Origin of the sequence: Leisingera coralii (assembly GCF_049056525.1) — a bacterium.
In the GTDB taxonomy this organism is placed as follows: Bacteria; Pseudomonadota; Alphaproteobacteria; order Rhodobacterales; family Rhodobacteraceae; genus Leisingera; species Leisingera coralii.
In genome coordinates, this window is sequence record NZ_JBHUPT010000143.1 from 1 (window position 1) to 935 (window position 935).

The 935-nt window shown below is 52.6% G+C and carries 1 protein-coding gene; it reads right to left on the minus strand.

Annotation, left to right across the window (positions count from 1 at the left end; translation table 11 throughout):
* Window positions 1–95 precede the first annotated feature (95 nt).
* Entirely contained in the window at window positions 96–518 is a 423-nt protein-coding gene (locus tag ACFMBG_RS24140; RefSeq protein ID WP_260002636.1) for a hypothetical protein, read from the minus strand.
* Window positions 519–935 lie beyond the last annotated feature (417 nt).

Genomic DNA, 935 nt, shown 5'->3' on the forward strand with positions numbered 1-935 from the left:
AGAGGCCGGATACATTTACGCAAGCCATAACGTCACCACGCGACTTGCAACCGCGGGGCGGACCATACATTTTTTGTAAGCGTGTCATGTCAGCGTTATTCAGGGTACTCACCGCATCTTACACCCAAGACCAGAGCGGAGGTTCCCCAGAGCGACACCCCTCCTTCGATATCGAATTCTGAGAAACTCAAGACCATCTGTGTGAAGTCGTTCGCAATTACCAAGTGTGTCGCTGAAACAGGAACGCCTTTCACCTCCCTGAACCTGGAGCAAAAGAGTGAGGGCACTCCTGCCCCACGATCCAGCACATCCTCATTACACACGAAACTCCAAGCCGCTCGGGAACTCTTTAACGGATGCCGGAAATACAGCACACCAAGCGCTCCATCCTTCAAAAACTCCGCTTCGAAAAACTCAGGAACCTCACACTTGAAAGCCCTGGCATCAAGCGCAAAGGCCGCCGGGACGCACAAATGCGCTAAAACTAAGAGCCCGCCCAAAATCGTCGCAAGTTTCATCCTACCTCCCTTGCTGGACTCTCTTGTTTCAGCCAGTTGAAGTCGCCCACTCGCGGCCAGCATTCAGCACCGAGTATCCAGATCCACGAAAGCCGCCGCCGACCTCACCACCTTGACAGTAGTCAGCATACCCATTTCGTCGAAGCTCATGACAGGCTTTTCGAACATAACCAATACTCAAAAGCCACTGCGCTCGGCGATTTGCTTGAAGCTGAGCCGAAACCATCTCGCCCTACCAAAATTCTCAGGACAAGCTCTGCTTCACCAGTTACTACAAACCCTCGCTCCATAAATGGATTTACCTTAGTTCAGAATTATCACCTGTTGCGGAGGTGTCTGCATGGCTCTGTTGCACAAATTGGCTGATGGCCGGGGTTCCCCTTTCCCCGGACAGACTTATCCCACGGGCTCTGTGAC

Coding starts and splice junctions, on each gene's coding strand:
- ACFMBG_RS24140 (WP_260002636.1), bottom strand. CDS start 518: ATGAAACTTGCGACGATTTTGGGCGGGCTCTTAGTTTTAGCGCATTTG.